This is a genomic window from Sporosarcina sp. FSL K6-3457 (genome assembly GCF_038007285.1).
Classification (GTDB): Bacteria; Bacillota; Bacilli; order Bacillales_A; family Planococcaceae; genus Sporosarcina.
Genome location: NZ_JBBOWX010000001.1, coordinates 637501 through 650381, shown reverse-complemented (window position 1 = coordinate 650381; position 12881 = coordinate 637501). Strand labels below are relative to the sequence as shown.

The 12881-nt window shown below is 44.4% G+C and carries 11 protein-coding genes, 2 rRNA genes and 1 riboswitch (1 of these 14 running past the window's edge); all 13 genes read right to left on the bottom strand.

The window, feature by feature from the left end:
- Positions 1-11: 11 nt before the first annotated feature.
- Positions 12-1547: a bifunctional phosphoribosylaminoimidazolecarboxamide formyltransferase/IMP cyclohydrolase gene (purH, locus tag N1I80_RS03180; protein ID WP_340736513.1), complete on the bottom strand. Its 1536-nt coding sequence runs from the start codon at positions 1545-1547 to the stop codon at positions 12-14.
- A 233-nt stretch (positions 1548-1780) separates the two neighbouring features.
- Positions 1781-2353: a phosphoribosylglycinamide formyltransferase gene (gene purN, locus N1I80_RS03175; RefSeq protein ID WP_340736512.1), complete on the bottom strand. Its 573-nt coding sequence runs from the start codon at positions 2351-2353 to the stop codon at positions 1781-1783.
- The gene (gene purM / locus N1I80_RS03170) at positions 2350-3408 is read right to left on the bottom strand and encodes a phosphoribosylformylglycinamidine cyclo-ligase (RefSeq protein ID WP_340736511.1); all 1059 of its coding nucleotides are present in this window, start codon (positions 3406-3408) and stop codon (positions 2350-2352) included. The genes purN and purM overlap by 4 nt, the downstream gene beginning before the upstream one ends.
- 15 nt (positions 3409-3423) lie before the next feature.
- Positions 3424-4848, bottom strand: a complete 1425-nt coding sequence (gene purF, locus N1I80_RS03165; protein ID WP_340736510.1) for an amidophosphoribosyltransferase — start codon at positions 4846-4848, stop codon at positions 3424-3426.
- Positions 4824-7052, bottom strand: coding sequence for a phosphoribosylformylglycinamidine synthase subunit PurL (gene purL, locus N1I80_RS03160; protein WP_340736509.1), 2229 nt, complete (start codon positions 7050-7052; stop codon positions 4824-4826). Before purL ends, purF begins: the two co-directional genes overlap by 25 nt.
- Entirely contained in the window at positions 7036-7722 is a 687-nt protein-coding gene (gene purQ / locus N1I80_RS03155) for a phosphoribosylformylglycinamidine synthase subunit PurQ (protein WP_340736508.1), read from the bottom strand. Before purQ ends, purL begins: the two co-directional genes overlap by 17 nt.
- Positions 7719-7973: a phosphoribosylformylglycinamidine synthase subunit PurS gene (gene purS / locus N1I80_RS03150; protein WP_340736507.1), complete on the bottom strand. Its 255-nt coding sequence runs from the start codon at positions 7971-7973 to the stop codon at positions 7719-7721. The genes purQ and purS overlap by 4 nt, the downstream gene beginning before the upstream one ends.
- 136 nt (positions 7974-8109) lie before the next feature.
- Positions 8110-9228, bottom strand: a complete 1119-nt coding sequence (purK, locus tag N1I80_RS03145) for a 5-(carboxyamino)imidazole ribonucleotide synthase (RefSeq protein WP_340736506.1) — start codon at positions 9226-9228, stop codon at positions 8110-8112.
- The gene (gene purE, locus N1I80_RS03140; protein ID WP_340736505.1) at positions 9225-9713 is read right to left on the bottom strand and encodes a 5-(carboxyamino)imidazole ribonucleotide mutase; all 489 of its coding nucleotides are present in this window, start codon (positions 9711-9713) and stop codon (positions 9225-9227) included. Before purE ends, purK begins: the two co-directional genes overlap by 4 nt.
- 227 nt (positions 9714-9940) lie before the next feature.
- Positions 9941-10040, bottom strand: a riboswitch (purine riboswitch).
- Positions 10041-10132: 92 nt separating this feature from the next.
- Positions 10133-10318: an NETI motif-containing protein gene (locus tag N1I80_RS03135; protein ID WP_340736504.1), complete on the bottom strand. Its 186-nt coding sequence runs from the start codon at positions 10316-10318 to the stop codon at positions 10133-10135.
- Positions 10315-10842: a DUF2179 domain-containing protein gene (locus N1I80_RS03130; RefSeq protein WP_340736503.1), complete on the bottom strand. Its 528-nt coding sequence runs from the start codon at positions 10840-10842 to the stop codon at positions 10315-10317. Before N1I80_RS03130 ends, N1I80_RS03135 begins: the two co-directional genes overlap by 4 nt.
- Positions 10843-11766: 924 nt before the next feature.
- Positions 11767-11882: ribosomal RNA gene (rrf, locus tag N1I80_RS03125) — 5S ribosomal RNA — on the bottom strand.
- A 118-nt stretch (positions 11883-12000) separates the two neighbouring features.
- Positions 12001-12881: ribosomal RNA gene (locus N1I80_RS03120) — 23S ribosomal RNA — on the bottom strand (it continues 2052 nt past the right edge of the window).

Genomic DNA, 12881 nt, shown 5'->3' with positions numbered 1-12881 from the left:
TTAGTTCCTCCTCAATGTTTAAAGTGACGGACGCCTGTAAATACCATCGTAATGCCGTATTCATTTGCCTTTTTAATAGAATCTTCGTCTTTCACTGATCCACCTGGTTGGATAATCGCCGTAATGCCCGCTTTCGCCGCGGCTTCGACTGTATCGTCCATTGGGAAAAATGCATCCGATGCAAGTGCTGCACCTTTCGCACGTTCACCCGCCTGTGTCAATGCGATATTTGCTGCGCCAACGCGGTTCATTTGCCCGGCACCCACACCAAGTGTCATATGATCGTCTGTTACAACAATGGCATTTGATTTGACGTGCTTGACAACTGCCCAGCCCAATTTCATCGCTTGCCATTCAGCTTCTGTGGGCTCACGATCTGTTGCAACTTTAATGTCTGCATCCGCAAAACCATAAGCATCTGGCTCTTGCATTAACAATCCACCTTCAACAGAAACTGTATTCCATTTATCTTTTTTGTTTTGATCAAACGAAATCGTCATCAAGCGAATGTTTTTCTTCTGTGTCAAGATGTCAATTGCCTCTTCTGTGAAAGCAGGTGCAATGATAATTTCAAGGAAGATACCCGATAGTTTTTCAGCAGTTGCCGCGTCTACTTCACGGTTTAATGCGATGATACCGCCGAAAATGGATGTCGAGTCTGCTTCATATGCTTTATTAAATGCATCAAAAATCGTTTCCCCTGTTCCAACACCACAAGGATTCATATGCTTCACCGCAACTGCAGCAGGTCCTTCGAATTCTTTGACGATTTGAATCGCTGCGTTAGCATCCTGGATATTGTTGTACGATAATTCTTTACCATGTAGTTGTTGTGCATAGGCAATTGAAAAATCAGAACCAAGTGGACGACTGTAAAATGCTGCTTTTTGGTGTGGGTTTTCACCATAACGTAATGGTTGTTTCAACTCATATGTGTACGTAACCTGCTCTGGGAATTCTTCCCCCGCAAGGTCTGTTAAGTAACCTGAAATGAGTGCATCGTATGCAGCTGTGTGACGGAATACTTTTGCGGCAAGACGTCTGCGTGTTGCAAGTGTCGTTTGGCCATCTGCTGTTAATTCGGCGATGACTTGGTCGTAATCTGTTGCATCGACGATTACCGTCACGTATGCATGGTTTTTCGCAGAAGCACGAAGCATGGCTGGTCCACCGATATCAATGTTTTCGATAGCATCATCAGTTGACACATCCGGTTTTGAAATCGTTTCTTTGAACGGATACAAGTTGACACAAACGATGTCGATTGGCTGAATGCCGTGCTCTTCCATTTGTGCGATGTGTGATGGGTCATCTTGTTTCGCAAGCAATCCCCCGTGAATCATTGGGTTGAGTGTCTTCACACGGCCCTCCATAATTTCAGGGAAGCCTGTTACTGCGTCAACAGCTGTGATAGCAACGCCATTGTCCGCTAGGTGCTTCATTGTTCCGCCTGTAGATAATAGTTCGTAGCCTAGACCTTCCAACACTTTTGCAAATTCCAAAATACCACTTTTGTCTGATACGCTAAGCAGTGCACGTTTTTTCACGAATAAACCCTCCATTTTTGAATTAAAGATTCCTTTGAAATTCGTTACCAGTCGCTGACACTATTTATGACCGCCATGGGATGCGTTATGCTCGCCACGGATGTCATTATGACCGCCATGGACGCCATTATGACCGTCTCAACCTTTTTATAAGAAAAGGCATCCTATAGGCCCCCGGTTTTTATGTCCCTTGAACTTTGGTAGTCTAATTATAAGTAAAGCCGGTAAAATAGTTACCGGCTAAAAAGTCTATTTAATGTTTCTTTATATAGATCATGTTCAACAGCGTGAATGGCTTCTGCTGTTTTGTTTACATCGCCATCGACAACATCGACAGCGCGTTGTGCCAAAATCATTCCTGTGTCCATTCCTTCATCGACAAGGTGAACTGTGACGCCTGTTACTTTGACGCCATGCTCGACGGCTTGTTCAATGGCATCGATTCCTGGGAACGATGGCAGTAGGGATGGATGGATATTGACGATATTGGTAGGATACGCCTCTAGCAAAGGTTGTCCAACGAGTCGCATATAGCCTGCTAAGACAAGCCATTCTGCCCCGGACGCACGAAGTGCTTCAAGGATTGCTTCTTCGTATGTATCTTTTGTGTTAAATTCCTTTGGTCGAAATGCTGCAACTGGAATACCTGCTTGTTCAGCACGTTCGACGACATAGGCTTCGGGCTTATTCGTCACCATGAGGACAATTTCAGCGTTTAGCTCACCTAGTCGACAGGCTTCTGCAATTGCCGCAAAATTACTGCCGCTTCCAGATGCGAAAACGGCAATTTTTATTTTTTGAGTCATTTGGCAAGACTTCCATCATGATCGCCTATGAATGTAACGCCTTCACCTGTTACAACACGTCCAATTTTGTACGCTTTTTCCCCATGCTGCTCTGCAATGGCAATTGCACGATCTGCTTGATCAGCTGGAAGTGCTACAGCAAAGCCAACACCCATATTGAAGACGCTATACAGATCTTTATCCAACAGCTCGCCTTTTTCTTTCAGCATATTGAATACTGGAAGCACTGGCCATGAACCAAGGTCAATTTCTGTTCCAAATCCATCGGCAAACATACGTGGCAAGTTTTCAAAGAATCCTCCGCCCGTAATATGCCCCATAGAATGGACATCTAATTCCTGATGCATTTGTAGAACAGGCTTGGCATAGATTTTAGTCGGCTCAAGAAGTGCATCGCCAACTGTTCCAAGATCCTCATAGCCGTCAATAACACCATCAATTGCGTAGCCGTTATCTTCAAGAACAATTTTACGAACCAAAGAATAACCGTTGGAATGAATACCGCTTGAAGCAATCCCAACAATCACATCGCCAGCAGCAACTTTCTCACCTGTGACAATCTTGCTCTTTTCACAAGCACCAACGGCAAAGCCAGCCAAATCGTATTCATCGACTTCATAAAGACCTGGCATTTCTGCTGTTTCTCCACCGATTAACGCCGCACCTGATTGGACACAGCCATCTGCAATTCCTTTAACAATCGCTTCAACCTTTGCAGGTACAGCTTTGCCTAGTGCAATATAATCGAGGAAGTAAAGTGGCTCTGCACCTTGGGCAACAATGTCATTGACACACATAGCTACGCAGTCGATACCGATTGTGTCGTGCTTATCTGCCATAAATGCGAGCTTCAACTTCGTTCCGACACCATCTGTACCTGAAATAAGAACTGGCTCTTTATAATCGAGCGCTGAAAGATCGAACATCCCGCCAAAACCGCCAAACGTTCCTGCAACACCAATACGTGCAGTGCGTGCAACATGCGACTTCATCCGTTCAACTGACTCATAGCCAGCTTCAATATTTACCCCTGCACTTTCATACGCCTTCGACATGCAAAAGCCTCCCTATCAAACGATTTCTTTTTTATGTGGTAAAACTGTATCTGAATAGATTTCTGTTGGGTATTCTCCCGTGAAACAAGCCAAACATTGTCCACAATTTTTCATGCTATCTGAACGGCCAATCGCTTTCAACATGCCTTCAGGTGACAAATATGTTAATGAATCAGCTTCAATGAGCTCACGAACTTCCTCAATCGTACGATTCGTTGAAATCAATTCTGAATCCGTGCTAATATCCACACCATAGAAACATGGATTGACGAGTGGAGGTGAAGCACTAACAACATGAACCTCTGTTGCCCCCGCCTCTTTCAACATCCTCACAATACGTTTAGACGTTGTCCCACGAACAATCGAATCATCCACTACGATAACTCGTTTTCCTTTGACAACCTGTTGCACAGGAGACAGTTTCATTTTAACGCCTTGCTCACGCAATTCCTGAGAAGGTTGGATGAACGTACGACCTACGTAACGACTTTTAATAAGTCCGAGTTCGTAAGGTATACCACTTTCCTCTGAGAATCCAATAGCCGCCGAAATACTCGAATCGGGTACGCCTGTGACAACATCCGCTTCAATATGTGCCATTTCACGTGCCAGCTGTTTTCCACAACGTTTCCGTGCCATGTGAATATTAATGCCATCAATATCCGAATCGGGACGCGCAAAATAGACATATTCCATTGAGCACATCGCTGAATCTGCTGCTGGAGCAAAGCGTTCAGAGTGAAGTCCTTTTTCATTGATGATAATGAGTTCACCTGGTTCAACCGAACGAACACATTCTGCACCAATAATATCGAACGCACATGTTTCTGACGCTACAACCCAAGCATTGCCCATTTTCCCAAGAGACAGTGGACGTAAACCATTTGGATCCTGTGCTACCATCAGCCCATCATCTGTTAAAATAACAAAAGCAAACGCACCTTTTAACATCGCCAATGCTTTTTTCACACGATCACGCTGGTTTAAAGAACCACTACTTCTTTTGATTAAATGTGCCAGTACTTCTGTATCTGAATTGGTTTGAAAAATACTACCTTGACGCTCAAGATGCTCACGCAATTCAACTGCATTGACAATGTTACCATTGTGAGCAACAGATAGACTGCCCGTCGTTGAGCGGAAAACAAGTGGTTGCACATTTTCAATGCCTCTGCCATTTTCCGATGAATAACGCACTTGCCCAATAGCAGCACTACCTTTTAAATTTTCAATCTCATTACCTGAGAACACATCGTTGACCAGGCCTTCGCCTTTAATGACATGTAACTTTTTACCGTCTTTCGTCACAATACCAGCGCCCTCTTGCCCACGATGTTGTAATGCGTGCAGACCATAATAACTGATCTGCGCCGCATCTACATGACCCCAAATGCCAAACACACCGCACTCTTCGTTTAGGCCTCTGAGTTCAGCAAGCATTGGATAGCCCCTTTCCAAGCAGAACGGAATTCTTCAACCGCCCCGTCAATTAACACACCGTTTTCACCGTTGATCACAACTCGATCACTAGCCGTTACTGCACCAATTTTAATCGCATCTGCTACAACCGCTTCAAATGCTGCTGTATGTTCTTCTTTAACAGTGACAAGAAAACGAGATTGCGTTTCACTGAACAATGCCGTAACAGCAGATCCTGCGACTGTTACATCCGCGCCAAGACCTTCTGCATCGAATGCTTTTTCGCAAAGTGCAATAGCAAATCCACCTTCAGATAAATCTGTTGCAGATTGAACAAGTCCTTCCTGAATCGCTGTCAACACTGCCTTTTGACGAGCCGCTTCAACGTCAAGATCGATTGCCGGTGCTTGACCAGAAATAGTACCATCTGTCATCTGTTGAAGTTCACTACCTCCAAAATCAAGTCCTGCTTCGCCAATCACATAGATTGCGTCGCCAGCTTGCTTGAATGCAGTTGTTGTCACTTGGGATAAGTCGTGGACAAGCCCAACCATACCAATCGTTGGTGTTGGATAGATTGGAACGCCGTTCACTTCATTTGATAAAGAAACGTTTCCGCTAATAACAGGTGCGTTCAACTTGATGCACGCGTCAGAAATACCGTCGGCTGATTTTTCAAGCTGCCAAAATACTTCTGGCTTGTCTGCACTACCAAAGTTTAAGCAATCCGTAATCGCAATCGGTTCTGCTCCCGAACAAATTAGGTTACGCGCCGCTTCCGCAACTGCAATTTTCCCACCTGTTTCTGGATCTAGGTAAACAAAACGTGAGTTACAATCAGATGTCATCGCAAGCCCTTTGTTCGTTCCACTTACACGAATAACCCCTGCAGATGAACCTGGTGCAACGACTGTATTGGAGCGCGCTTGTGTATCGAATTGATTGTAAACCCATTCTTTAGAAGCAATCGTTGGACGTTGCAATAAGTCCTTCAATGTTTCCTGCAAATCCTTGACGACAGGTTCTGTCATTTTTTGCGCTTGGAACGCTCTAAAGTAAGCAGGTTCCTCAGATTTTTTATGGTAAACTGGTGCGTCTTCAGCAAGTGCATCTGCCGATACTTCCGCAACGACTTCACCTTTATGAAGTAGACGTAGCATTTTATCATCCGTCACGGTACCAATAGAGACTGCTTCAACATTATATTTCGCAAATATGTCTATAACTTCTTGTTCACGACCCTGTTTTACAACGATTAGCATACGCTCCTGTGATTCTGACAGCATCATTTCATACGCCGTCATGCCTTCCTCACGTTGTGGCACTAAGTCGAGATTCAACTCAACACCATAACCCGCTTTAGATGCCATTTCAGCTGCTGACGAAGTAAGTCCCGCCGCACCCATATCTTGAATTCCGATCAATGCATCTGATTTAACAAGATCAAGACAAGCTTCCATGACAAGCTTCTCAAGGTACGGATCCCCTGCCTGCATAACTGGTGGTGCCGTATCTTCACCCACAGCTACTTCAGATGATGACATCGTTGCACCGTGAATACCGTCGCGTCCAGTTGTAGCGCCCGCATACATCACCGTATTCCCTACACCCGAAGCCACACCTTTTTGAATATCTTCATGGTTTAATAAACCAACAGCCATCGCATTGACAAGTGGACGTTTTGAATAACAATTATCGAACTGTACTTCTCCCGCAATCGTAGGAATACCAATGATATTGCCGTAACTAGCAATCCCCGCAACCGCCTCTTCGAATAAAAAACGGTCCCGCGCATCTGTTAAGTCCCCAAAACGCAATGAGTTAACAAGTGCTACTGGGCGAGATCCCATAGAGAAAACATCACGCAAAACTCCACCTGCACCTGTTGCTGCGCCAATGAACGGTTCGATAGCAGACGGTGAGTTATGTGATTCCATTTTGAAAACAACTGCTTGGTTATCACCGATATCTACAATCCCTGCACCCTCACCAGGACCTTGAAGGACGCGTGTTCCTTCAGTTGGGAATTTGCGAAGAACTGGTTTCGAGCTTTTATATGAACAATGCTCAGACCATAAAGCAGAGAATAGACCTGTTTCTGTATAGTTCGGAAGGCGACCTAACATATCTGTTGCAAGTTCGAATTCTTCATCGGTCATTCCCATTTGTAGGTATAACTTTTCATCTTTTACTTGCTGTGTGCTTGGTTCATGCTTGGCTGACATTATTTTCACTCCACCTTTTTAAGATTGAATTGAATAGAGGCAATCCGTCTGTACCTCCGATAATTTCCTCAACTGCACGTTCAGGAAGTGGCATCATGCCAAGTACATTTCCTTGTTCATTCAACACGCCGGCAATGGCTTCGGTACTACCATCCACATTACCATCCGCATATGTAAAGACAATACGGTTATTATTTTTTAGTTCTGCAACAGTTTGTTCATCCACATAATAGTTACCATGTTCATGCGCAAATGGAACTGTAATTTCTTGACCTTTATTATAATCAGCCGTAAATTTTGAATCCGTATTGTGGACCGTCAATTTCGCCTTACCTGATCTGAATTTCAAACCTTTGTTGCGCAAGAAGGCACCTGGTAAAAGCCCTGCTTCCGCAAGAATTTGGAAGCCGTTACCTACACCTAGCACTGGTTTGCCTGACGCCGCAAATGCTTTCAAGCTGTCAATGGCTGGTGAGCTTTGTGCAAGTGCACCTGGGCGAAGATAATCGCCATATGATGCACCACTTGGTATAAGTACTGCATCAAAGTTTTCAAGATTCGCTTCTGTATGCCAAACATATTGTGCGTCTTTCCCTAGCACTTCATTTACCGCGTGATGCATATCGATGTCACAGCCCGATCCCGGAAAAACTAGAATAGCGAACTTCATTTGCCCGCGACCTCCCCGATTTCGTATCGGTAATCTTCGATAACTTTATTGACCAAAAGCTTGTCGCACATTTCTTTGACACGTGCATCGATTTCTGTCGCTGAACCCGCTAGTTCAAGTTCAATCAATTTCCCGATGCGGACGTTTTCGACTTCCTGATAACCCATCGTTTGAAGCGCTTCTTTCGCTGCAATTCCTTGTGGATCAACAACACTTTCACGGAGTGTTACGTATACGTTTACTTTCGTCATGTCTTTTTTCCTCCCAAATGGAATTAGATTAGTTTGCAAAGCTACATCAATTGTTTATGTTTAATCAAGACGGAGCCGCTTAAATTTTGCACCGAATGCTTGATAAGTGTGACACTCTATCATAAGTATCCTCCTATTACGCCCAAATGCCCGTAGATTCAATCTCTTCTAGCATTTTTTCAACATTGTCCGTCATGATGGTCACATGTCCCATCTTCCGATTATCCTTCGCTTCCTCTTTGCCGTATAAATGGATGGACCAATCAGGATAATTCGTCACGACTTTCTTAAGTGGTGCCACATGTTGACCAAGTACATTCACCATAATAGACGGTGCCCATAGTTTCGGCTCGCGAAGCGGCCAGCCGCAAACAGCACGAACATGCTGATGGAACTGCGAAACATTACAAGCCTCAATCGAATAATGACCCGAATTATGAGGACGTGGTGCTAATTCATTAATGACGATTTCATCATTTTCAAGAACGAACATTTCAACTGCCAACGTTCCAACAAGTTCAAGATAATCAGCGATTTTCGTCGCTGCCTCTTCAGCTTGTACAATGACATTCTGATCTACTCGCGCAGGCACGATTGATTCGTGTAAGATATGGTTTTTATGAATATTTTCAGCGACGGGTAGGCAATAGGATTGACCTGCTGCATTACGCTGGATAATGACTGAAATTTCTTTTGTAAATGGCACGAAAGCTTCTGCGATACAAGCTGAATGAACAAACAGTGATTCCGCCTCATGCAAATCTTCTTCACGTTCAATTTTCACTTGCCCTTTTCCGTCATAACCGCCAAATGCTGTTTTGACGATACATGGGAAGCCTACATCTGCAATTTTTGTTGTCAGTTCTTCAAATGTCTGTGCTGTCACATAATTAGCAACAGGGGCACCCGATGCCATAATTTCTGCTTTTTCATTAATTCGGTTCTGTGTAATGCGAACAAGCTCAGCCCCCTGTGGGACATGCGCGATTTGAGTAAGCCTTTTTAAGCCTTCATAATCGATATTTTCAAATTCGTATGTGATAACGTCACTGACCTCACCAAGCTCCTCAAGTGCCGCTTCATCGTTATAAGGAGCAACAATTCGGATATCGGCAATCTGGCCACAAGGAGAGTCCATAACAGGATCCAGTACAGCAATTTTGAATCCCGCCTCTTTCGCAGCAAGTCCCATCATCCGCCCCAGCTGACCTCCACCAATAATACCAATTGTCTGGCCTGGCAAAATGGTTTTCATACTAAATCACCGCTGCTTTCCAATGCAATATCACGCATTTGTTGACGACGTTCTTCTAAGCGTTTCATTAGTACTGGATCATTGACACCTAAAAATTGAGCTGCAAGTAGACCTGCATTGATTGCACCTGCTTTACCAATTGAGACAGTAGCAACTGGCACACCACCTGGCATTTGAACAATCGATAATAGAGAGTCCATGCCATTCAACGCCTTGGACTGAACAGGTACTCCAATGACGGGAAGCAATGTTTTTGCCGCAACCATTCCTGGTAAGTGAGCTGCCCCACCTGCGCCGGCGATGATTGCCTGTATGCCACGTCCTTGGGCTTGCTCTGCGTATTCAAACATGAAATCAGGCGTACGATGCGCTGAGACGACTTTCTTCTCGTAAGGAACAGCAAGCTCGTCCAAAATGTCACATGCATGTTTCATCGTTTCCCAGTCACTCTTGCTTCCCATAATCACACCGATTTTCGGTTCCACTTATAATCCGCTCCTTTATAATCACAGTTCATTAATGAGGACAAAAAGAACCAAATACAGTATGTCCCATACAAGTCCGAAATCTTTAAACTTCCCTTGTAAAAGTTAAAACGTCCTTGAATAAACCGCTCTTCAACACACGTGAAAAGCAGATTATTCAAGGACGTTAAAATATGCGTCAAGATGATTGCACCCATTGGTACCCACACACCCTTCGCTACGTTTCCTGAAAAGTCGCTTTCCCGCATAGTCCGGGCATTACGGTGCCCTGGTAGAAACACTAAGGCCAATTCCTTAGTATATATGGGGATTCTATTTACACTACACATTTTATCAAGACTAAGCGCATTCGTCAACGGTAAAAACCGAACGATAATATATTAAGTTTTTCCATCGTTCGTCTTTTCACCAATTTCTACTCATGTGAGTATACCTTTGAATTTGATTATCTGGCGTACAGGAACATATTGGCCATTCACTTCAGTAAATAGCGGCTCTTCTTTCCTTCCAGCAACCATATATCCATCCGCAGCCATTCTTTTCAAGCAGTCATCAATACTTTCTTCTTCTCCTACTTCAAACCACACAGTCTTTTTTTGATTCATTTAAACAACTTTCCTTTCCTCACTGATTTTACCCAGAAACCACCATGTATTGTTTTTGCCTCATATGCAATTATAAATGCCTTTGGATCAATTTCCTTAATGAGCGTATAAAGCTTTAGTTCATACTTACGTGGCGTTAGAATCTGCATAGCTGATCGATCGCCATCCAGGCCATTGGCCGACCAATCTGTCACTCCATAGCCCTTTTCCCTTAGTATAGCCGGTAATTTCAAATTTTCCTCTGCGGTAATGACATTAACAGTAATATAACCGAGTGCCATCTTTTCTTCAATCTTGGTTCCTATAATAACACCGCATCCATAACCAACTGCATAGGCAACTAAGTTGTGAATTTGATTTAGATTATCAAGCACCAAGCCAAGCCCAACTACATAGATAACAACCTCTACCATACTAACAGCAGCAGCAATATACCTATACCCTTTCATCGTTAAAATCATGCGTACTGTAAAGAAAGTGACATAAACAATATTGATTGTAAATATAATGAGCATCATTTGCATATTTATGACCCCTTTCATAACCTTTATCGTATCGTTGATAGCGAATGAATTCAAGGGGTGGGAGTGATTCACATACTGAATGAAAATTAAACAATAAATGTCTTAGACTAACCTGTAATTGCAAGCTGGACAGCGAAGGGTCCAGCTTGTATAACTTTTGTACTATTCACAAAAAAATATACAGTAAATGCCCAAGACTAACTTGTAATTGTGAATTCCCAATCTTAATTGCAACTTCAGGATTCTAATTGTAACTCTCTATTTTCATGTGATTCATCCAGTAATCACCAACTATATAGTCGGTATAAAAAAATAGAATGTTCTTCCACCCGCTTTGTCGCTTGGTGATGGCCTCACGTAATAAGCCTACCAGAAAGATCACTGTCAATCTTATTACTCCGGCTCACACTTGTCGCTCCTTCGCTAGATTTGTTCGTTGTACTAATGAGGGATGCTACCTTGTTAATTCTAAATAAGTAGTACCGTATATATAACAACAAGATCATTAAATTTAAATACAAAAATAGCCATTACTTATTAGTAACAGCTACTGCTTTCAACGCTTATACTTTGTTTCGGGGTAATATTAACTATTTTAGACAACAAAAAAAGCCACTACCTATTGGCAATGACCTTGCGCCCGGCAACGTCCTACTCTTGCAGGGGGAAACCCCCAACTACCATCGGCGCGCGAGCTTAACTTCCGTGTTCGGGCTGCGAAAGGCGATGCGCGGCGGATTTCTTCGTCAGCTTCAGTCGTCCGGTTCTCGCGTATATCATACGCTCCGATCCTCCTACCTTCACTTCCTCGAACTCCACCACACCTCCCCTTTCTCGCATTCCATTGAACAAGTTCAAGAGATAAACCTATGGTTTTTATTTTTAAACACAAAAAAAGCCACTACCTATTGGCAATGACCTTGCGCCCGGCGACGTCCTACTCTCGCAGGGGGAAACCCCCAACTACCATCGGCGCTGAAGAGCTTAACTTCCGTGTTCGGGATGGGAACGGGTGTGACCTCTTCGCCTTCGTCACCAGACTATGCTGAGCTTGTTCACTCAAAACTGAATAAAAGAGACATTAAGATTTTTTAGCGTATTTCAGCTAAAATAATCTTCCATAGTTCACAAATCAGGGCCAACCTGCCCTTTTTACATAAGGTTAAGTCCTCGTTCGATTAGTATCTGTCAGCTCCACACGTCGCCGCGCTTCCACCCCAGACCTATCAACCTCATCTTCTTTGAGGGAACTTACTTACTTGCGTAATGGGAAATCTCATCTCGAGGGGGGCTTCATGCTTAGATGCTTTCAGCATTTATCCCGTCCACACATAGCTACCCAGCGATGCCTTTGGCAAGACAACTGGTACACCAGCGGTGTGTCCATCCCGGTCCTCTCGTACTAAGGACAGCTCCTCTCAAATTTCCTGCGCCCGCGACGGATAGGGACCGAACTGTCTCACGACGTTCTGAACCCAGCTCGCGTACCGCTTTAATGGGCGAACAGCCCAACCCTTGGGACCGACTACAGCCCCAGGATGCGATGAGCCGACATCGAGGTGCCAAACCTCCCCGTCGATGTGGACTCTTGGGGGAGATAAGCCTGTTATCCCCGGGGTAGCTTTTATCCGTTGAGCGATGGCCCTTCCATGCGGAACCACCGGATCACTAAGCCCGTCTTTCGACCCTGCTCGACTTGTAGGTCTCGCAGTCAAGCTCCCTTATGCCTTTGCACTCTACGAATGATGTCCAACCATTCTGAGGGAACCTTTGGGCGCCTCCGTTACTCTTTAGGAGGCGACCGCCCCAGTCAAACTGTCCGCCTGACACTGTCTCCTGCCCCGATAAGGGGCATGGGTTAGAAGTCCAATACAGCCAGGGTAGTATCCCACCAACGCCTCCTCCGAAGCTGGCGCTCCGGAATCTTAGGCTCCTACCTATCCTGTACAGGCTGCACCGGAATTCAATATCAGGTTACAGTAAAGCTCCACGGGGTCTTTCCGTCCTGTCGCGGGTAACCTGCATCTTCACAGGTATTA

Coding starts and splice junctions, on each gene's coding strand:
- purL (WP_340736509.1), bottom strand. CDS start 7,052: ATGTCAGCCAAGCATGAACCAAGCACACAGCAAGTAAAAGATGAAAAG.
- purK (WP_340736506.1), bottom strand. CDS start 9,228: ATGAAAACCATTTTGCCAGGCCAGACAATTGGTATTATTGGTGGAGGT.
- purN (WP_340736512.1), bottom strand. CDS start 2,353: ATGACTCAAAAAATAAAAATTGCCGTTTTCGCATCTGGAAGCGGCAGT.
- purQ (WP_340736508.1), bottom strand. CDS start 7,722: ATGAAGTTCGCTATTCTAGTTTTTCCGGGATCGGGCTGTGACATCGAT.
- N1I80_RS03135 (WP_340736504.1), bottom strand. CDS start 10,318: ATGAATCAAAAAAAGACTGTGTGGTTTGAAGTAGGAGAAGAAGAAAGT.
- N1I80_RS03130 (WP_340736503.1), bottom strand. CDS start 10,842: ATGCAAATGATGCTCATTATATTTACAATCAATATTGTTTATGTCACT.
- purM (WP_340736511.1), bottom strand. CDS start 3,408: ATGTCGAAGGCGTATGAAAGTGCAGGGGTAAATATTGAAGCTGGCTAT.
- purF (WP_340736510.1), bottom strand. CDS start 4,848: ATGCTTGCTGAACTCAGAGGCCTAAACGAAGAGTGCGGTGTGTTTGGC.
- purS (WP_340736507.1), bottom strand. CDS start 7,973: ATGACGAAAGTAAACGTATACGTAACACTCCGTGAAAGTGTTGTTGAT.